16 protein-coding genes and 1 pseudogene are annotated in these 20225 nt (G+C 62.1%); 12 read left to right on the plus strand and 5 right to left on the minus strand.

Annotated features, from left to right (window positions below; genetic code table 11):
* The 3 genes from IE116_RS16600 to IE116_RS16610 all read right to left on the minus strand — a co-directional run.
* A partial coding sequence (locus IE116_RS16600; protein WP_189614044.1) for a response regulator transcription factor occupies window positions 1–783 on the minus strand: 783 nt, incomplete at its 3' end.
* Between the two features lie 258 nt (window positions 784–1041).
* Complete coding sequence (locus IE116_RS16605) at window positions 1042–3285, minus strand: polysaccharide biosynthesis tyrosine autokinase (RefSeq protein WP_189614045.1); 2244 nt, start codon at window positions 3283–3285, stop codon at window positions 1042–1044.
* Between the two features lie 95 nt (window positions 3286–3380).
* A complete protein-coding gene (locus tag IE116_RS16610) occupies window positions 3381–4691 on the minus strand; it encodes a polysaccharide biosynthesis/export family protein (protein ID WP_308428240.1) in 1311 nt (436 codons plus the stop codon).
* Between the two features lie 100 nt (window positions 4692–4791).
* Here IE116_RS16610 and IE116_RS16615 point away from each other — a divergent pair, with 100 nt between their 5' ends.
* The 12 genes from IE116_RS16615 (at window position 4792) to IE116_RS16670 (ending at window position 17448) form a co-directional block, all read left to right on the plus strand.
* Window positions 4792–6201: an undecaprenyl-phosphate glucose phosphotransferase gene (locus IE116_RS16615; RefSeq protein WP_308428241.1), complete on the plus strand. Its 1410-nt coding sequence runs from the start codon at window positions 4792–4794 to the stop codon at window positions 6199–6201.
* Window positions 6191–6697 (plus strand): GDP-mannose mannosyl hydrolase, encoded by a 507-nt coding sequence (locus IE116_RS16620; protein ID WP_189614046.1) that lies wholly within the window; start codon window positions 6191–6193, stop codon window positions 6695–6697. The genes IE116_RS16615 and IE116_RS16620 overlap by 11 nt, the downstream gene beginning before the upstream one ends.
* Window positions 6694–7788 carry a sugar phosphate nucleotidyltransferase gene (locus IE116_RS16625; RefSeq protein WP_189614047.1) on the plus strand — a complete coding sequence of 365 codons (1095 nt, stop codon included), beginning with the start codon at window positions 6694–6696 and terminating at the stop codon, window positions 7786–7788. Before IE116_RS16620 ends, IE116_RS16625 begins: the two co-directional genes overlap by 4 nt.
* A 179-nt stretch (window positions 7789–7967) precedes the next feature.
* Window positions 7968–9080, plus strand: a complete 1113-nt coding sequence (gene gmd, locus IE116_RS16630) for a GDP-mannose 4,6-dehydratase (protein ID WP_189614048.1) — start codon at window positions 7968–7970, stop codon at window positions 9078–9080.
* 6 nt (window positions 9081–9086) lie between these two features.
* On the plus strand, window positions 9087–10040 hold the full coding sequence (gene fcl / locus IE116_RS16635) for a GDP-L-fucose synthase (RefSeq protein ID WP_189614049.1): 954 nt from the start codon (window positions 9087–9089) through the stop codon (window positions 10038–10040).
* 2 nt (window positions 10041–10042) lie between these two features.
* Window positions 10043–11401, plus strand: coding sequence for an oligosaccharide flippase family protein (locus tag IE116_RS16640; RefSeq protein ID WP_189614050.1), 1359 nt, complete (start codon window positions 10043–10045; stop codon window positions 11399–11401).
* A 6-nt stretch (window positions 11402–11407) separates the two neighbouring features.
* The gene (locus IE116_RS16645; RefSeq protein ID WP_189614051.1) at window positions 11408–12340 is read left to right on the plus strand and encodes a glycosyltransferase family 2 protein; all 933 of its coding nucleotides are present in this window, start codon (window positions 11408–11410) and stop codon (window positions 12338–12340) included.
* Window positions 12337–13602, plus strand: a complete 1266-nt coding sequence (locus IE116_RS16650) for an O-antigen ligase family protein (protein ID WP_179582907.1) — start codon at window positions 12337–12339, stop codon at window positions 13600–13602. The genes IE116_RS16645 and IE116_RS16650 overlap by 4 nt, the downstream gene beginning before the upstream one ends.
* Window positions 13595–14740 (plus strand): glycosyltransferase, encoded by a 1146-nt coding sequence (locus IE116_RS16655; RefSeq protein WP_189614052.1) that lies wholly within the window; start codon window positions 13595–13597, stop codon window positions 14738–14740. Before IE116_RS16650 ends, IE116_RS16655 begins: the two co-directional genes overlap by 8 nt.
* 1 nt (window position 14741) lies before the next feature.
* Complete coding sequence (locus IE116_RS16660; RefSeq protein ID WP_189614053.1) at window positions 14742–15641, plus strand: glycosyltransferase family 2 protein; 900 nt, start codon at window positions 14742–14744, stop codon at window positions 15639–15641.
* The gene (locus IE116_RS16665; RefSeq protein WP_189614054.1) at window positions 15638–16198 is read left to right on the plus strand and encodes a putative colanic acid biosynthesis acetyltransferase; all 561 of its coding nucleotides are present in this window, start codon (window positions 15638–15640) and stop codon (window positions 16196–16198) included. The genes IE116_RS16660 and IE116_RS16665 overlap by 4 nt, the downstream gene beginning before the upstream one ends.
* Complete coding sequence (locus IE116_RS16670) at window positions 16195–17448, plus strand: glycosyltransferase WbuB (protein WP_189614055.1); 1254 nt, start codon at window positions 16195–16197, stop codon at window positions 17446–17448. Before IE116_RS16665 ends, IE116_RS16670 begins: the two co-directional genes overlap by 4 nt.
* A 218-nt stretch (window positions 17449–17666) precedes the next feature.
* Here IE116_RS16670 and IE116_RS16675 read toward each other — a convergent pair whose 3' ends face one another.
* Both IE116_RS16675 and IE116_RS16680 read right to left on the minus strand, forming a co-directional pair.
* Window positions 17667–18320: a response regulator transcription factor gene (locus tag IE116_RS16675; protein ID WP_189614056.1), complete on the minus strand. Its 654-nt coding sequence runs from the start codon at window positions 18318–18320 to the stop codon at window positions 17667–17669.
* A gap of 441 nt (window positions 18321–18761) precedes the next feature.
* Window positions 18762–19448 (minus strand): annotated as a pseudogene (locus IE116_RS16680) (response regulator transcription factor); the annotation flags it as partial.
* Window positions 19449–20225: the final 777 nt, after the last annotated feature.

Here is a 20225-nt window from a genome sequence, read left to right on the forward strand (position 1 = left end):
GAACAAGGCGTTCTGACGGCCGTCGACGTCGTGTACGGGAACGACGACATCCCGGTCCGAGGTCCGGCGCAGCAGCGTCTTGGGCTGCACGCTCGGGGGCGTGGGGGGGACCCAGTCCAGGGTCGCGCCCCGCCGCAGCGCTTCATACACCGCTTCGCTCTTGTTCTTCACATTGAGCCGGCGATACAGCGTGTACGCATGCGTCTTGGCGGTCGCCACGGATATATTCAGCATGCGGCTGACCGTCTTGATCGGATAGCCACGCGCCAGCAATACCAGCACTTCATATTGCCGCGGCGTGATGTTCAGCAGATCGGCATCGGCCGAATCCACTTCGCCATCATCCAGCGCCATGACCGGATCCGTCATATCGGCGTCGGCCGGCAAGGGATCGCGCACCTGCCGTGCCGGAAAACAATATCCGCCCGCCTGGACCATACGAATCGCCGATTCGAGCAAGTCGATGGGCGCAGCCTTGCTGATATATCCGACGATATTGTCGTGCGGCGGAATGTCGGGATAGTTACCGTCCACCACGTCGCACAACATCAGAATCCTGGATGGCCGGATCACGCGCTGGACAATACTCAGGCACGCTTGCGCGGCCTGGGCATCATTCGGCAATGACAGGATGACCAGTTGCGATCCGCTGTAAACCTGCGGATCGGTCAGGTCGAGAATGTCGACACCCACGACGTCCCACGCGGGATCGATGCCAGCCAATACCTGGTGCAAACCGCGCAGCAGGATAGGATGTCTTTCGATGAGGACGACCTTGGTCATGACGCCGGAATCTCTGCTCGTAAGGGAGGAACGTCGGCCGATAATATCGCCTTCATTCGGGGCGCTCTACATAAACCGTGGTTTCTTTGACGATTCAAGGAAAACGGTTACCGAAAGCCCCCGCGCGGATTGGCGGGGTATTCGGCGGGCTGGACCGTGCAAACGATCCAGCCATCGGTATCGATGTCAGGGGTAAACCACCGCTGAATATTATTGGTTGGCGCACCCGGCGAACCGGGCGCGCCATTTAGGCATCGATCAGTGGTCGGCGAGATAATAAGCCGAACGGGCATATTGATACTGGCCGTACTTCGGACGGTAGCCGTAACGTTCAGGCATCAGCTTGAAGCCGTTGAACAGCACGCCTTCGACACGGGCGCCGGCCTGGGCCAGACGCTTCGCGGTTTCTTCGACTTCACCCACGGTGTTGACACCCGAGCGCACGACGATCAGCGTTGCCGCGGCGTACGAGGCAGCCATCGAGGCCTCGCCCGAGAACAGCACTGGCGGCGTATCGATGATGACCATGTCGTAGTCTTTCGAAACGCGCTGCAGGAACTGGCCAAAGGCCGGCAACGACAGCAATTCCGAGGTGTCTTCAGGCGAACGGCCTGCGGTCACCAGATCCACGCCACCTTGCAGGTTCTTGCGGATCGTCTGTTCGAAAGGCAGCTTGCCCGTCAGGTACTCGGCCAGACCGTTCTTTTCGTCCACGCCAAAGTAGCGGTTCAGACGGCCACGGCGGAAGTCGGCGTCGATCAGCAGCACGCGCTTGCCGACGGCGGCCTGCACCATCGCAAAGTTGGCCGACAGGAAGGACTTGCCCACACCCGCCACCGGACCGGTGATGGCAACCACATTGCTCGGACGGTCACGCAGTTGCACGCCCAGCGCAGTGCGGAAGGTACGCAACGTGGCAATCACGGCGTCCTGCTGCATTTGCGGCGGAGTGATCGGCGCAGCAGCGGTATTGCCTGCCTTGGCCGTCTGCTTGCGCCAGCGCTTGTCCTGGAACGGGCTGTACGGGATGGCCGACAGCACGGGCAGACCGGTGAAACGTTCGACTTCAGTCGGGTTCGACAGACCACCGAACATGGCATTGCGCATCAGTGCAGCCAGCACACCCAGCATGGCGCCCACCAGCAGAGCGATCGCAATGATCGTCGAGCTCTTCGGTGCCAGCGGCTCTTCAGGAATCGCGGCTTCGTCGATCAGGCGGACATTGCCCACCTTGCCGGCGCTGACCAGCTTCAGTTGCTGCGTGTTGTTCAGCAGGGTGGTGTACAGCGCAGTGTTCACGCTGACGTCACGCTGCAGGCGGACCACGTCTTGTTCCAGGTCGGGCAGACCACGGATACGGCCACCCAGGGCATTCACATCGGTCGACAGCGACGCGATCTGACGATCGATGGCGACGATGGTCGGGCTGGTCGGCGTAAAGCGGCCGATCAGTTCCTGACGCTTGGCCTTCAGGTCGAAGATCTTGGTCTGTGTTTCGACCGACTGACCCAGAACCAGCTTGGCTTCTTCGCTCAGGTCAACGGTACCGCGGCGGTTACGCAGCGAGTTGTAGCGGTTTTCAGCAGTTTCCAGCTGGCGCTTCAGGTCAGGCAACTGGCCTTCGATGAAAGCGAGCGAGCTGCGAGCTTGCGCGGCCTTGCGGTCGGCATTCTGCTTCACGTAGCTGCGGCCGATTTCGTTCAGCACGCTGGCGATCAGCACCGGGTCGCTGCCCTTCAGGGTCGCGCCGATCACACCCGATTGCTTGCCGCGTTCGAAGATGGCCATCTGAGCCTGCAGGGCTTCGGTGGCTTGCAGCTTCGAATTGCGGCGGACCACGAAGGTCGAGCCGGGCTCACCGCTCAGGGCGTCGACCTGGATGTCGATCGGACCCGAAGGCGTTGCGAACCGGACGGCCGAACCGACCGTGCCCTGGAAGCGCTTTTCCGATGCGGGATCGGTCAGCACGTACTTGTTGTCGCCTGCGGATTCAATGCGCAGGTTCTCGCCGATCAGGTCCTGAGGAACGTCCAGGCGGCTGACGGAGATTTCCTGCTTGCCCCAGACGTAGCCACCGAGCTGCGTCTTGCCGGCGACGGCAGGCGGGCTCTTGCGGCGCGACAGCCATTCACCGGCGAGCGGCAGATAGCGAGGACGGGCATGGATATAGAGAGCGTAGGTATCGACGGCGGTCGAAACCACCGAACGCGACCGCAGCACTTCCATTTCGCCGGACGCAGCCGGCTTGATGTCGAAGATTGACGACACGTCGCCAAGATAGCTCTTGGTGGCGGTCGGGCTTTCTTCTTCTACCTGCACCGCGATGTCCGCCTGGTAGACGGGTGTGCGAAACAACGCATACGCCGCACCGATGAGCGTGCACAGGACGATGACGGAAAGGATGACCCAACGCTGGGAGACCAGAACGTCGATATACGAAGCGAGCGGGGTCTCGGCGTCACGCGGAACTACGCCCCCGGCTGGCTGGATAGGCAAGCTCATTGCGACCTCTCGGTATCAGTAGGATAAGTGGTGGGTGTTTGGATGAAGGATGTGGTCAAGTTACGACTCCCATGCGCCTGTGCTGTCCGCGCCGATCAATTGATCGTGCGGATGGTCTGGACGGTCTGCGCACTGGGGAAGAGCAGCGTAATGAAGCGGTTCCAGCGGACCAGGTCTCCGGCATCGACGAAGATAACGTCCTTGGGCTTCAGTTCGAAATTCTCCGCCACAGCAAGTGCGCTCGCCGATCGGGCATCGAGGTGATAGACCTCGGGACGGGCTTGTGCATTGCTTCGCACAACAAAAATCTGGCTGCTGTCTGCCGTTGCCTGGTTCGGGCCGCCGGCTTCACCGAGTGCTTCGTTCAGGCTCAGACGGCCATCACGCAGCACCAGCGTCGTGGGTCGAGTCACCTCGCCCAGCACGAAAACCTTGCTTTCTTCACGTGGCACAACCCGAACGATGTCGCCGGACTGCAACGCAATCGACGAAGGGTTGAGACCGCGGCGCAACAGATCCGGAAGGCTGACACGAATGGTCTGTCCACCGCGTGTCACATTGATCTGGCTGCGATCGGCCGATGGCAACACGCCGCCGGTCCGGTTCAGGGCTTCCATCAGCGTCATGGGCACGTCGTTGATAGCGACCGAGCCTGGCGTCTTGACTTCGCCTTCCACGTAAATCCGCTTGCTGCGGAAGCCGAGGATACGCAGGGTGATCTGCGGATTCTCGATGTGGTCGCGGGCGCCGCGCAGCAGCAGGTCGCGGGCTTCGACTTCCGTCATGCCGGCGACACGCACCATACCAATATAGGGGAACTGCACATAACCATCTGCAGAAACCAGGTAACCCGGGATACCGGCAGCGGAATCACCGATGCTGATACCGGTCGTGCCGCCCAGAATGGCGTACGTTGCCGAAGGCAGGACCAGTTCGGGGTGGTCCCAGACCACGACCGACAGAATGTCCCCAGGTCCGATGCGATACGGCTCGGGGGTGCCGAACAGGGTACGGACGGTGTCATCGGCGGCCGTTTCGCGTATGGCTTTTTGTTCCAGCACATACGAAGGGGTGATAGGCGTGACCTGGGGAACGGAAGTAGCATCCCCTGGTTGCGACTGGGCGTCGCGTTCGAAGCGCATGCCTGGCGCATACGCACACGCCCCCAGCAGCGTGACAAGGGCGATCGTCGTAGCAATACGACCCGCAGATTTGAGCGAAGTGTTCATGGTGTCCCGGTGGTATAGGTGCGTAGGCGGAGAAAGCGACGGCTTAGTCCTGCAATTTGGTGAGATGCGATTGCACGCTTTTTCAGAGGGGCCTAACAGTTGGGCGGATGGCCTAATCCATAGGGTCAGCCAACTGACTAGATCATTTGCCTTGTTAACGGGCACCCCCCGGGTCACTACTATCCATTAACCGCCCACGGCGGAGCGACGCGCCCCCCTATTGCCGGCGCTCGCCTACTTCCCCTCTATCTACTAATAACGCTTCAGGAGCACCCCCATGGCGCAGGATCGCGAACTGGTGGTCGACGCAGCGTCGGCGCCCACCGGTTTCCATGGCCTTCGACGATTGGCTGATTTCATGTTGGTCGCCGCAACGGGTTGGCTAAGCGCAGCATTGCTTGCCAACCAGCCGGGACAAATCCCGGTTGTGCATCTATTTGTGTTGTGTCTTTGCAGCATGGGCGTGCTGGCCCTGTTTCCGCTGTTCGCTCTATATGGTTCCAGCCGACGTCGCTGCGCATCCGACATCCTGCGCTGTGCGTCGGCCTGGCTGCTCGTATTGAGCCTGGGCGTCGTGCTGGCCACGATGATCGACGCCAGCCGTCCCGTGTCGTCCTTGTGGGCCGGCACGTGGCTGGTCTCGGCCGCGACCGGCATGATCGGCATGCGCCTGGCGCTGCACTACACCCGCCGCGCCGCACGCCAGAAAGACAATTCGCCAACACGCATCGTCATCTTCGGTTTTGGCGACCTGGGCAGCGAGCTGTATCGCCGCGCGCTGCAGGCCGTGGATCGCCGCTATGAAGTCGTGGGTATCTATGACCAGACCGCCAAGGAACTGCCCGGGTCGGTGGAACGCGTCGCGTCGCTCGATGGCCTGCGCCAGCTGGTGCGCAACAAGGGCATCAAGGAAATCTGGCTGACCAAGGCCATGCAGCCTGGTGCCAGCGTGCAGGACGTCGTTCTGCATCTGCGCAACGAACTGGTCGACCTGCGCTGGATCCCCGATGTGCAACCGGATCACCTGTCGCGCCATCGTGTCGGCCGATTCTTCGGTCACCCCACGGTCGATCTGAACAGTTTTCCGGATGACGGCGTGCGTGGCCTGGTCAAGGCAGCCTTCGATCGGGTGTTCGCCGCTGGCGTGCTGATCGCACTGAGTCCGGTCCTGCTGGCGATTGCCATTGCGGTCAAGATGTCGTCGCCGGGTCCGGTCCTGTTCCGTCAGCAGCGCCTGGGCATCGACGGCAAGGCCTTCCATCTCTACAAGTTCCGGTCGATGCGTCCGCACAAGGAAGGCGGCGTGGTCAAGCAGGCCACCCGCAAGGATCCGCGCACCACCAAGGTCGGCGCTTTCCTGCGCAAGACCAGCCTGGATGAACTGCCGCAATTCCTGAACGTGCTCAAGGGCGAGATGTCGGTGGTGGGCCCGCGCCCGCACGCCATGGAGCACAACGAGATCTACAAGAACATCGTCGACTGCTACATGATGCGTCACCGTGTGAAGCCCGGTATTACCGGCTGGGCCCAGATCAATGGCCTGCGTGGCGCAACCGACACGGTCGGCAAGATGAGCGCACGTGTCGAATATGACCTCTTCTACATCGAGAACTGGACGTTCTGGATGGACCTGAAGATCATCCTTCGCACCGCCGTGGCCGGCTGGGTGGGCAAGAATGCCTATTGAGAATGTGCCGCTCCACCGCGACCGCCAGCCGACCCTCGCCCGTCTCGACACACCTCGTTTCAAAGAAGCCGTGGGTTCCGTACCACTGGTATCGATCGACCTCGTGGTTCGCTGCGGCGATCGCTACCTTCTCGGCCTGCGTACCAACCAGCCCGCGCAGAACTCCTGGTTCGTGCCGGGCGGGCGAATACGCAAGAACGAATTGATCGGCGAAGCGCTCAGGCGCCTGGTGGAGGAAGAACTGGGCCTGCCCCACGATCATCCCCCGGCCACGCCGCGCGGCACCTACGAACATTTCTACGACACCGATTTTTCGGGCGACACGACGGCGTCGACGCACTACGTCGTGCTTGCCTACGCGATGACCTTGCCGGATACGGGTCTGGAGCTGCCGGTGTCGCAGCACTCGCAATACACCTGGCTTGAACGCGATGCCATCCTCGCCCGCGACGATGTGCACCGATACACGAAGTCCTACTTCCTGGAGCACCCGTGACTCAAGCCTCCTCTCCCGACTTCCATAGCGTGGTGCTGTGCGGTGACAGCGGCTCGCGGCTCTGGCCCCTGTCGCGCGAACAGCTGCCACAGCCCTTCACCACCGGTGACGACGGCAGCAGCCTGTTGCAGCAGACGTTGCTGACCTTGCGGGCGGTCGGGGCGCTGAATCGTGCCACGTTGGTCTGCGGCGAAGCCTACCGCTTCGTGGCCAGCGATCAGCTCGAGGAGATGGGGATATTCAATGCGCATCTGCTGCTGGAGCCCTGCGGAAGGGGGACGGCTGCCGCCGTTGCCTGCGCAGCGCTGATGGCGGTGCGCAAGGGCACGGATCCGGTCATGTTGCTGTGTCCGGCCGAACTTGGCATCGACAGCGATCCTGCGTTGATTGCGGGACTGGCCACGGCGCATCGCGCGGCCACGGCGGGCCGCATGGTGGCGTTTGGCATGACGCGCAGCCAACCGACACCGCGGCGGCCTGGTTTCCGGGTGCCGCGCGAATCCGACGACACGACGCCGCCGTCGGCATTCCTGCCGATGCTGCGGTATATCGACGCCGCCGGGACCGATCGCGCCCCGAATGATGACGAGATCGATCTTTGGCATGCGGGCATCCTGGTGGCCAAGGCCTCGGTCTGGATTGCCGAGCTGAGCCGCCATGCACCGCAAGTGCTGGACTGCGCCCGGCTTGCCGTCGAGCACGGCACGGACGCCGAACTGGTGTTCAAGCTCGAACTCATGAATTTTTCGCAAAGCCCGACCGGACCCATCGAAACGATGCTGCTTCCGCGTTCGCGCATTGCGGCGATCGTCCCCCTGGATGTGGCCTGGCAGATCGAAGGCGTGACCCCGCCGACGCTGTCGGCCGACCAGGACGGCGCGGCGCATTCACATTCCGGTGACACGCGTGGCACTGTCGTTTACGCGACACGCGACCTGATCGCCAGCGCGGATGCAAGCGACCTGATCCTGCCTTCAGGCGCCCATCGGATGAATGACGGCGGATCCATCCCCACCACCGACCCCTACACGTCCACCGAACGCGCCAAACCCGCGCTGGCTGGGCCTGTCGACGCTTTCAGCAACGCATGATGCGCTGCCGCATTACGTCTGAAGGATGAGTTTCTGTAATCGCTCTGGCCGATATCGGTTGGACCCCACGAAAAACTAATCTTCAGTCTTCACCGCACCCCACTCGCGGGACCACGGCGCTTTGTCTTCCTAAGCGTGGCGCCTACCACACCAACACGACTTGCTCGAAGGATCGCACCATGCCGAAGAAGGCTTTGATTACCGGAATTACTGGCCAGGACGGCGCCTACCTTGCCGAACTGCTTTTGGCAAAGGGATACGAAGTCCACGGTATCAAACGGCGTGCCTCGATGTTCAACACGGCCCGCGTCGACCACCTGTACCAGGACCCGAATGCCGAGCCGCGCAACTTTGTCCTGCATCACGGTGACCTGACCGACTCGAGCAGCCTGACGCGCGTCATCCAGGCCGTTCAACCCGACGAAATCTACAACTTGGCCGCACAAAGCCACGTCGGCGTGTCGTTCGAACAACCCGAATACACCGCCAACACCGATGCACTCGGCACGCTGCGTGTGCTCGAAGCCATGCGCATTCTGGGCCTGGCCGACAAGACCCGCTTCTACCAGGCTTCGACGTCGGAACTGTACGGTCTGGTGCAGGAAACGCCCCAGCGCGAAACGACCCCGTTCTACCCACGCAGCCCGTACGCCGCCGCCAAGATGTACGCCTACTGGATCTGCGTGAACTATCGCGAAGCCTATGGCATGTATGCCTGCAACGGTATCCTGTTCAACCACGAATCGCCCCGTCGCGGCGAAACGTTCGTGACCCGCAAGATCACCCGCGGCCTGGCTCGTATCGCCCTGGGTCTGGAAGATTGCCTGTACATGGGCAACCTGTCGGCACTGCGTGACTGGGGCCATGCCCGCGACTACGTTGAAATGCAATGGCTGATGCTGCAACAGGACAAGGCAGAAGACTTCGTTATCGCCACCGGCATCCAGTACAGCGTGCGTGACTTCATCAACACCGCTGCACGCGAGCTGGGCATCATGCTCCGCTGGCGCGGTGAGGGCGTCACGGAAGAAGCGGTTGTCGAACTGAGCCCCGTGCACAGCAAGCTGCAGCCAGGCCAGGTCATCGTTCGCGTCGACCCACGTTACTTCCGTCCGACCGAAGTGGAAACGCTGCTGGGCGACCCGACCAAGGCCAAGGAAAAGCTGGGCTGGGAACCGCGCACGACGTTCCAGGAACTGGTTGCGGAAATGGTCGCGTCCGACCTGAGCGATGCCAAGCGCGACGCGCTGGTCGAAGAACACGGCTACGAAACCTTCGCCTACAAGGAATAAGCCGCCATGACGTCTTCAAACAAACGCGTCTTTGTCGCCGGCCATCGTGGGATGGTCGGGTCGGCGATCGTGCGTGAACTGCACAAGCAGGGGTATGAGCACGTCGTCACGCGCAGCCGGTCGCAATTGGACCTGACCAACCAGGAGCAGGTGCGTTCGTTCTTCGCCGAACAGAAGTTCGACGAAGTGTATGTGGCGGCGGCGAAAGTCGGCGGCATTCACGCGAACAACACCTATCCTGCGGACTTCCTGTATCAGAACCTGATGATCCAGAGCAACCTGATCCACTCGGCCTACCTGGCCGAAGTGGACCGGCTGTTGTTCCTTGGTTCGTCGTGCGTCTATCCGAAGATGGCGCCCCAGCCCATCCGCGAGGAGGCCCTGCTGACCGGGCCGCTGGAGCCCACCAACGAAGCGTATGCCGTCGCGAAAATCGCCGGCATCAAGATGTGCGAGTCGTACGCGAAGCAGCATGGCGTGAAGTTCTTCAGCGCCATGCCGACCAACCTGTACGGTCAGAATGACAATTACGACCTCCAGAACAGCCACGTGCTGCCGGCGCTGATCCGCCGTCTGCACGAAGCCAAAATTCGTCACGACCGCGTCGTGCCGATCTGGGGTTCGGGCACGCCGCGCCGCGAGTTCCTGTATGTGGACGACCTGGCACGCGCCTGCGTCAAGCTGATGAACCATGAATCCGCCGACGGTCTGTACAACGTGGGCTCGGGCACCGATATCGCGATCAGCGATCTCGCCATGCTCGTCGCCGAAGTCGTGGGTTTCACTGGGCGGCTCGTTTATGACCCGTCCAAGCCCGATGGCACGCCGCGCAAGCTGATGGATTCTCATCGCATGAACGGCCTGGGCTGGCGTCCCGAGGTGGAATTGCGGGAAGGCATTGCCATGACCTACCAGCACTTCCTGTCGCGGTCGACCTCTCCAGAAACCGAAGCGGCCTGACCATGCGACCAGAGCAAGCCGGACTGCCGCCGAAGGGCGGCAGGTGGCAACGCGCGACTGCGCGTTTCAGGAACAACGCCTCGATATGGGGTCTTCTCGAATACGGCATCGGTCCGCTGCTTGCCGTGGTCTCGACCCCATTGCTGTTCCGGCAGCTCGGTTCGGTGGGCTTCGGCCAGTACGCCATGGTCATGGCGCTGGCCGGTTTCGGCAACGCCGCGAATATCGGCGCGGCCGTCACGGCCACCAAGCTTGTTTCGGAAAAACGTCATGAAGAAGACGGCGCCTATCGTGGCGCCGCCATCAGTGCGGCGCTGATTGCGATCGCACTGGTCTTTGTGACGGTGGTGGCCGTGATCGGCATCGGCATCACGCTGGCGTTGGGCGATTCGCTCACGTTCGGCGGGATCAAGGTGTCGACACTGGCCGTCCCGGCGCTGGCCATGTACCTGTGCCAGCAGCTCGATCAATTGTTCACCGGCTGTTTGAAAGGCCGGGAAGATTTCCAGACGACGGCGATCTGCGAGACGTTGGGCAAGACTGCCACGCTCGGCGCCGCCTGCGCGACCGCGGCGCTGACGCATTCCGCCGCCTGGGCCAGTACGGCGCAGGCTCTCGGTCTGTTGTTGACCGCAATGTTGAAGATGAACCTGTTTGCCCGCACCAGTGGCCGGCAGTTCGTATGGCCGAAATCGGATCGCAAGGAAATGTCCAGCGCGTTCCGTTTCGGAGGATGGTCCTGGTTCAACAGCCTGAGTGCGTTGGCCTACGGTTCCGTCGACCGGGTGCTGGTCGGTGCCTTCCTGGGCCCGACCATCCTGGCGATCTATACCGTCGGCGCGCAAGTGGGCCAGATCATCCACACCGTCACCGTGGCGCTGTTCCAGAAGGCCATGCCGATGGTGAGCCGCATGACCACGGCGGCCAAGGGCGACATGCGTGCCGCGGCGAACACGATCCGCAAGCTGCTGGTCACCAACCTGCTGCTGTCGGCAGTGATGACCGCCGGCGTGATGGTGTTCAGCCATCTGATCCTGCGCCTGATGCTGAGCGCGGATCTGGCCGAAGCCCACCTGCCGCTGTTCCAGCTGCTGGTGGTGGCTTCGGGGATGCTGTCGCTGAACGTCGCTTCGCACTTTTCGCTGCTGGGGCTGGGCAACAGCAAGGCTGTCGCGCTGCTCAACGGCGGCGCGGGCCTGGTGTCGCTGCTTGCGCTCTGGCTGCTCGTGGGTCCGCTCGGCGAAAGCGCCGCGGCCTGGGCCCGCATTCTTTATTCGGCAGTCACGCTCGGTGGAGTGTGGCTGGTTCTTCGATACCTGCACGGGAGCATTGTTGCGTCCCGGCCTGCAACCGCTGGATGAGTCGCTATGCTTGAAGCCTACATTGCCCACAGACACGATGACACGACCCGGACCCTGCGCGCCTTCGTCAGCCGTCTGCACGAGCCCGTCGCGCGTCCGGCCTTCCCGTCTTTGCTGCCCAAGATCAGCATCATCACACCGTCGTACAACCAGGCCAAGTTCCTGGAACGCACGCTGCTGTCGATCCTGAACCAGAACTATCCGTACCTCGAGCTGATCGTCATCGACGGCGGCTCGACCGACGGCAGCGTCGACATCATCCGCAAATACGAAGACCGCCTGGCCTACTGGGTCAGCGAGAAGGACCGCGGTCAATCCGACGCGCTCAACAAGGGCTTTCGCCGGGCGACCGGCGACTACGTCGGCTGGCAGAACTCGGACGACCTGTTCTACCCCGGCGCCCTGATGGCCCTGGCTGAAGCCGCCATGCGTACCGGCGCGCCGATCGTCAGCGGCAACCTGTATGTGGCCAACCACGACAACCAGATCTACCGTGAAGTCCGCTACACGCCCATGACCCGCAAGTCGCTGGCCGTGGTGAAGGCTTCCATTCCGAACCAGGCCGCGCTGTGGCGCCGGGACCTGATGGAAAAGTACGGCTTCATCGACGAGAAGAAGCAGTACTGCATGGACCTGGAACTGTGGAGCCGCCTGCTGCGCGCCGGCAGCAACGTCGTCGTGCCCGAAGCCTATGGCGTCTACACCGTGCATGCCGAAACCAAGACGACCACGATGGATCACATCCATCGTTCGGAGCGCGAGCAGATCGTTGCAGGTCTCAACAAAGAAGAAGGCCGGTCGGGCACGAAAGTCGATGACCTGCGGGTGGTCGCCCAGAAGATGCTGGCGCATGCCCGCCAGGGCGACACCCGCTACCTGACCGAGAAGTTCCTGACCAAGCTGGTCGGTGTCGATGATTGGCAGCGAGAGCCCAAATGACCAACTACCGCCAGTTCTCCACGCTGCCGTTGCTGGGGTGGTTCATGTTCACCGCCCTGGTGATGAACAACGACGCCCTCTTCCTCAAGATCGGCTCGTTCAACCTCAGCCCGTGGGACGCGATCTTCCTGGCCATCGTGGCCGTGAAGTTCGCCCGGCTGGCGGAACCTACCGCGTATGCGCTGCCCAGCGCCCGCATCGGCTTTCTGCTTGCCCTGCAATTGATCGCGCTGCTGTTCGTCGTGATGATGCAGTTCCGTCACACGAACACGATCGAAACCGGTGACGCGGTGCGGGACTTTCGCGTCCTGATCTACTTCCTGTCGATACCGTTCCTTTGCTACAAGGACCTGCAGTCGCACATGAACTACATGACGCTGCAGCGTTTCTTCATCTGGTCCGGCATGGCAGTCGCCGCCTGGATCGCGATCGAACAGCTGTTCGTCTTCAGCGCGTCAAACCCGGTGCGTAACCTGCGAATCGGCGTGTGGGTGATTCCGTTCTCGATCGTGTCGGTCCTGTACTTCCAGGAACAGCTCGGCATCAAGAAACGCACCGCCTACATGATGACGCTGTTCATGCTGGCCGCGCTGGTGTTCTCGCTCAACCGCAGCCAGTACCTGCAGCTGGGCGTGGCCGTGGCCGTTGCCGCGTTGCTGGGCAGCCGGGTTGGCGCCATGCGCAAGTCGATCGTGTACTTCGTGCCGGCGCTGATCGGTGTGCTCGCCCTGTTCTACGCCATCGGTTATGCCGACGTGCTCATCGACCGGATCATCTCGGTCAATGACCTGGAAAGCGATTCGAGCTACGGCGCGCGGATCCAGGAACTGGAAGGCCAGGTGCAGCTGTATCAGCAGGCGCCGATCCTGGGTCAGGGTGCGGGCTTCAAGAGCTGGGTGATGGGTGAAAACGGCTTCGAGCTGAGCACCTTCGCGCACAACTCCTGGATGTTCTACCTGATGAAGTTCGGCATCGTCGGCACCGTGCTGGTGTTCCTGCCCGCCGTGTTCGTGCTGCTGATGTCGATGCTGCCCAGCTACCGCGATCCGCAACTGGAACTGCATCGCCGCTACATCCTGGCGACCGTGCCGATCTACCTGATCGTGGACCCGCTGTCGGGCGGCCTGGCGTATGCACCCAAGACGGCGTTCGTCGGCGTGCTGCTCACCTACTGTCTGTCGCTGATCCGCAATGCCAACCGGGAAACCACGCCTCAACCGGTCCATTACTACACTCCAGAAGGCGTACCCCACCATGGCTGACGTGCTGTTTGTAGCACCGGACCTGCACCGCGGCGGCGTCGGACGATGCGTGAGCTTCATCGTCGACGAAGTGCCGCGCCACGGGTTCGACACGTCGCTGTTCCTGCTGCGCGGTCTCGACCATGAATACCAGGTCAACAACCCCGACGTGGAACGCGGCATGAACGTGGGCGAATCCAAGCCCAAGTTCGCCGCGATGCTGCCCGTTGCGCTGTTCCGGCTCTGGCGCACCATCCAGCGGACCAAGCCCGAGATCGTCTGCTCGCACGGCCTGCTGTGCAACGCCGCGGTCGCGGTCATGCGCATGATGTCGCGCCGGCCCTTTCGCACCGTGGCCTTCGAGCACAACGCGCCGTCGAGCCACTATTCGACCACTACGATGAAGGGGCTCAAGACCTTCCTGCTGCGCACGCTGTATCCGCGGCATGACGTGGTGATCGGCGTGTCGCGCGGCGTGGTCGATGACCTGGTCACGCTGGTGCCGGACCTGCAGGGCAAGTGCAGCCACATCTACAACGGCCTGCCGGTGGAAGAAGTCAGCCGCCAGAGCCAGGAAGCGCCGCCCCCGCAAGCCGACGACGCCAAATTCAGCGTGGTGTCGGTGGGCCGGCTTGCGCCGTCGAAAGACTACAAGACCCTGGTGGCCGCGGCCCAGATCCTGGACGATCCGGACGTGCAGTTCCTGGTGATCGGCGAAGGTCCGCTGGAAGAAGAACTGCGCGTGCTCAATGAAGCGAGTCCGTCGCGTTCGCGCGTGAAGTTCCTGGGCCACCTCGATAACCCCTTTCCCGCGGTTGCCGCCGCCGACATCTTTTTGCTGACGTCGGTGCACGAAAGCTTCGGCATCGTGCTGGTCGAGGCCTTGAGCCTGGGCGTACCGGTGCTGGCCACCAACTGTCCGTCCGGCCCGGCCGAGATCCTGAGCGACGGCGAATTCGGCGTGCTGGTTCCGGTCAGCAACGCCGCCGCCATTGCCGAAGCGATCCGCAGGCTGCTGTACGAGCGCGAACCCGCAAAACGCCTCCGTTCGTTGGGCCCCTTGCGCGCCAACGACTTTTCCCTGAATCAGCACGCGCAACGCGTGGTCGACCTGTTCCGCACGTTGATCGCCGATCGCAAGCAACCCCGTGGAGTTTGAGATGGAACGCATTCCCGTTTCGGTCATCGTGATGACCAAGAACGAAGAGTCCAATATCGCGAAGTGCCTGGCCGGCCTGACCGACTTCGCAGAGGTCTTTGTCGTCGACTCCCGCAGTACCGACAACACCTGCGCGATCGCCGAATCGTATGGCGCCAAGGTCGTCCAGTTCGACTGGAACGGCCGCTATCCGAAGAAAAAGCAGTGGTGCCTGAAAGAGCTGCCCTGCACCTACCCGATCCTGCTCTACGTCGATGCCGACGAAGAGATGTCGCCCGAGCTGGCCGCCGAAATCCGCGCCTGCCTGCCCAAGTTCTCGCAAGGCTACGGCGGCGCGTTCGTGGGCTTCGACTATGTGTTCGCCGGCAAGAAGCTGGCCTATGGCCACCGCGTCTTCAAGCTCGTGCTGGTGCACCAGGCGTCGTCCGAATTCCTGGACTATGACGACCTGGACGCCGCCAACATGTGGGAAGTCGAAGGCCACTACCAGCCCGCGATCAAGGGCCGCACCTTCGCGCTCAAGCATCGCATGCTGCATGACGACCATGATTCGCTCTATCACTATTTCGACAAGCACAACCGCTACTCGGACTGGGAAGCGCAGCTGCGCAGCAAGGGCCTGATGAATGATCCGCGCGAGGCCAACCTGGGCCTGCGTTCGATGATGAAGAAGGTGCTGGACAACCTGCCCTTCAAGCCGCTGATCAGTTTCCTGCACAGCTACATCCTGAAGTTCGGTTTCCTGGATGGCGCCGCCGGCTTCCATTACGCCATGGCGCGCGCGACCTACTACTGGCAGATCGGCCTGAAGATGGACGAGCTGGCCGCCCGCAAGCAGACCAAGCTGGTCCGCCCGGGTGTCGTCACCGCTCGCCCCGCCACGAAGGAATCGGCGACATGAGCGATTTTCAGCGACTGGACCTGTTCACCATGCCGGCCGGCTTTCGGCGGCGGGGTGGGTTGACCGTGCAATTGTGGTGGTTGACGCAGGCGTCGCTGTTTCGCGGGTCCCCGCAGATCGCCTACGGCTTCCGGCGTTTCCTGCTTCGCTGCTTCGGCGCGAAGATCGGCAAGAACGTCGTGATCCGCCCAAGCGCGACCATCACCTATCCGTGGAACCTGACCATCGGGGACTACGCCTGGGTCGGTGATGACGTGGTGCTCTACAACCTGGGCGAGATCACCATTGGCGATCACGCGGTGGTCTCGCAGCGCAGCTATCTGTGCGCCGGCGACCATGACGCAACCCAGGTCGATTTCCCTATCCGTGCCCGCGCGATCCGCGTGGGCAAGCAGGCCTGGGTCGCGACCGACGTGTTCGTCGGCCCCGGCGTCAGCATTGGTGACGGCGCCATCGTCGGCGCACGCAGCTCGGTGTTCAAGGACGTTCCGGGCGGCACCGTCAACCACGGAAATCCTTGCAAGGTCGTGCGGCAACGCACGGTCTCGGCCCCATGAAGATCCTGCTTTACGGCATCAATTTTTCGCCCGAACTGACCGGCATCGGCAAGTACACCGGCGAACTCGCGGCCTGGCTCGCGTCACGCGGCCACGAGGTCAGCGTCGTCACGGCGCCGCCCTATTACCCTGAATGGCAGGTACATGATGGCTACAAGGCCGGACGCTACCGCAAGGAAATCTGGAAGGGCGTGACGGTCTACCGCGTGCCCTTGTGGGTGCCCAAGCGGCCGTCCGGCCTCAAGCGCATCCTGCACCTGGCCAGCTTTGCGGCGACCAGCCTGCCCGTGGCGTGGTGGCGGCTTGCCCACCGCCCCGATGCGGTGCTGGTGGTCGAGCCGCCACTGTTCTGCGCCCCGGCCACGCTGCTTGGCGCAGCCGTGGTCGGCAGCCGCAGCTGGCTGCATGTGCAGGACTTCGAAGTCGACGCGGCATTTGACCTGGGCATGCTCTCGGGCAAGACGCTGCGCAAGGCCGTGCTGGGTGTCGAACGGTTCCTGATGCGCCGCTTCACGCGCGTCTCGACCATCTCGTCCAAGATGCGCGAGCGTCTGCTGGCCAAAGGTGTGGAACCGGATCGTGTCGTGTTGTTCCCCAACGGGGTCGACCTCGATGCGGTCAAGCCATTGGACCGGCCCAGCGTGATTCGCGCCGAACTCGGCATTCCCGAGCACGCCGTGGTGGCGCTGTACTCCGGCAACATGGGAGGCAAGCAGGGGCTCGAGATCCTGGGTGAAGTGGCGCACCTGCTGGCCGCGCAGCCCGATATCCGTTTCGTGTTCTGTGGTGAAGGCCCGACCAAGCCGGTGCTGCAGGCCGCCTGCCGCGACCTGCCCAATGTGCACTTCCTGCCGCTGCAGCCGATCGAACGCCTGTCCGAACTGCTGGGCGCGGCCGACATCCATCTGCTGCCGCAACGCAAGGACGCCGCGGACCTGGTCATGCCGTCCAAGCTGACCGGCATCCTGGCCAGCGGCAAGCCGCTGATCTGCGCATCGCCAGAAGGCACGGAACTGGCCAACGTGGTGGCGAACTGTGGTGTGCTCACGCCGCCTGAAGACGCAGCCGCCATGGCGGACGCCCTGCTCAAGCTGGCGCAGGACCCGGCGCGCCGCACGGTGCTCGGCGCCGCCGGCCGCACCTATGCGCGCAACTGGCTCGATGCGGAAACCATCTTTCGCCGCTTCGAAGAAGCCCTGCTGCAGACGCTGCCCGACCCCCGCGAACCGCAGCACCAGTCCAAGCCTTGAACGCGTCTGCCCGGCGGTCCTGACCGCCTAGGGCAGACGTAAAAAAGCCCGGCCCGAGATGTTCTCGGGGCCGGGCTTTTTCTTGGCGCAGGAATCGCGGCGCGCCCGCATGGAGCGCGGCGCGCCCGCATCAACCCCTGCGTGGCGGCATGCATCCATCCACAACAGAAACGCGGCCTGAGCCGCGTTCCTGGTCCTGCATTCAGACAGCGCCGGCCTTACAGCAGGCCGCGCTGGATCGCATTGAATACCGCTTCGGTCTGGTTGCTTGCGCTCAGCTTCCAATACAGGCTGCGCGCGTGACTCTTGACCGTTGCAACAGAAATCCCCATGCGCTCGCCAATGATGCGCATGTTCACACCCGAGGCCAGCAGACGCAGCAGCTCGTACTGCCGTTTGGTCAGTTCGGAACGCGGTCCGGCGCGCAGCGCGATCGGGCCCGACGCCGGATTGAGCGCCCCCATGCTGGACATCGCAGGCGCCATTCCACCCGCCATTGGCGGATAGCAATAGCCCCCGGCAAGCACCAGGTTGATGGCGGCCCACACGGCCATCGGCGTGGCGGACTTGGGCACGTACCCGGACACACCCGACAGCACGGCGCCGTAGATGAAGCTGGGGTCCGGCGTGTCATAGAACACCAGACTGCGGTATGGCATGAACTTGCGCACGGCGTCGGACAGCAACCGAAGGTCGGTATCGCTGCGCGAGGTGCATCCGAACACCAGCAGTTCGACGGTTCCAGAGCTGGCCTGCTCTGCAACATTGTCGGGCGTCATAAGCGTGACGTTATTTACGCCCTGGATGGTTTCCAGCACACGGCGCACGGCCGCCTGGAAAACAGGCTGGTCTTCGATCAGCAAAACATTCATTCTGGAAATCCAGGTATGGGGCTAGACGGCGGCTGCACAGTCCTGCTCGATACTCTTCTTGGGAGCATCAACCCAGGGCTGCTACACCATTGCGCGACCTATCGTTCGAAACATCCCGATACCATGAGGCCATGATCGCGTTAGTGAGACCGATCATAGCTAGCGTGTAGGGGCGGTGTATCTCCTGCATGTGGATGACCAACGGTTGACGGACGCCGGGACTTTTATGGGGGATGCCTGTGGTCAAGGCATCCGGTTGCAGTCCCGGGTCGGTGAATTTCAAGAGTTCGCGGCCAACGGACGACGGATGTCCAAGCCACCCGCCGTCCCGGGAAGCTCCACACTGGAAAAGCTAGATGGCGAGCGCCACCCGAGGTCGTCGGCGCGCTTAAAATTTACGGGCGGCTCCGGCGTCAGGTCGGCGGTCACACGATCGGGTTGCCAATCGAGCGTTGCACCGCGTTGCAGTGCTGCGTACACCGCTTCACTCTTGTTCTTCACATTCAAACGCTGATACAGCGTGCAGGCATGGGTCTTGGCAGTTGCGACCGAGATGTTCAGCATGCGGCTGACCGTCTTGATCGGATAACCGCGGGCCAGCAGCACCAGAACCTGGTACTGGCGGGGCGTAATGTTCAGCAGTTCGGCGCCGGCGACGGCAGCACGGCCATCGGCGCTGGGCTGACGTGTCGGGTGACCGAGCTGGAAGGGCTGCATGGCGTTGAATGGTGCAGGTGCGGCAGTTTCGCCAGGGAAGCAATAGCCACCCACCATGACCAGACGAATCGCGGCTTCGAGCACTTCCAGGGATTCGGTCTTGCGAACGCAACCAAAAATCTTTTGCGACGAGCGAAGGGCCGACAGCTTGAAGGATTCGTCATCCGACAGCAGCAGCATCTTCTGGGGATCAAGCAGCGTACGCACTCGTTCCAGCAGTGCATCGGTGGCGGCCACATCGGGCAGCACACTCAGGATGACCAGATCGGCGTTTTGATGCGCCGCAGCATCCTGTTCCGCACGGGCCATGTTGATCACGACAACTTCCGTCGCGCTATTGGCGCGTGTCAGGATCTGACACAGGCCATGCATCAACAGTGGTTGGCTTTCTACCAGCAAGACTTTTGCCATTTTGCCCTCGAGGCGAGATTAAACGTGAGTAGGGAAAGTGTTGATTTTTTTCATGAAGCCCCACCTCATCAGTCCGATTCGTATTGGGGGCATCTGGCCGCTCGCGGTTGACTCAACCGTCGTTGTGATTAGCCTGAAGAGGATCGACGAGTAGATACTAGTTTGCGAAATCCTCTAAATCAATGCATCTCAGACGTAATGCTTACCTACGCCATCAGGTCCATCACCAAACCTCAATCAAAAGACTGAGACAGGTTTTCGCTGCCTAATTTTGCTAGGGAGAGCATGCAAATGCATGGAAAAAGGGATGCATTAATTCGCATGAACACGTCATTGTCGACGCCTAAAACAGGATTGGACCTTCCAATCGTGCGGTATTCAGCCCAGCGCAGTAACAATTTAATTTCTCCTGTTGCAGTCAGAAATACGCCTACACGCAATCAAGCTGACGCAGGGCTGACTCTTCAACCGGAAACGAAGGGTCGAATCAACCCGGAGCGCGCCGAATTACTGATGAGCACCCCCTTCGGATAGCCCGTTCTCACGCTTACGATTTGCGACACCTCCAAACTACCATGCACACACCGCGCCTCCCACAGAGCGAATGCAGGACAAAGATTAGCGAGTCGGATTCACTCGGGTAGATGAGGGGAGGGTGGGCCTGCTCAGCCTTTTTCGATGTTGCGCCGCAGTAAACGGCTCAACCTTTGCCATCGCCGCCCCTGGCATGGAGCTCACCCTTCCCAGGCATGTTGCGCCCTCATCCTCGCGCATTTC

This window comes from Pigmentiphaga litoralis (genome assembly GCF_014651835.1).
GTDB classification, from domain to species: Bacteria; Pseudomonadota; Gammaproteobacteria; order Burkholderiales; family Burkholderiaceae_B; genus Pigmentiphaga; species Pigmentiphaga litoralis.